Here is a 205-nt window from a genome sequence, read left to right as displayed (position 1 = left end):
CGTGCAGGATTGATTCGGCCTGTGGCCTCACCCTGCGGGCAACGCTGCGCGTTGTCGTATCGCTATGCGATGCTCGAACCTGAGCGCAGGATCTCACCCGCACGACTCGGTGACCATGTTGGCGAGAAGATGAGGTCAGGTTTGGATGTTACAGAAACGAAAAAAGCGCCCAAAGGCGCTTTTTTCTGAATTGGTGGGTCGTGCA

General features: G+C 56.1%; 1 other RNA gene. It reads right to left on the bottom strand.

Going from position 1 to position 205, the window contains the following annotated elements:
• Positions 1-117: non-coding RNA, RtT sRNA (locus ADK28_RS29400), on the bottom strand; the annotation flags it as partial.
• Positions 118-205 lie beyond the last annotated feature (88 nt).

This window comes from Serratia sp. 506_PEND (genome assembly GCF_001076875.1).
In the GTDB taxonomy this organism is placed as follows: Bacteria; Pseudomonadota; Gammaproteobacteria; order Enterobacterales; family Enterobacteriaceae; genus Serratia; species Serratia marcescens.
This window is presented reverse-complemented; position numbering and strand designations above follow the sequence as displayed.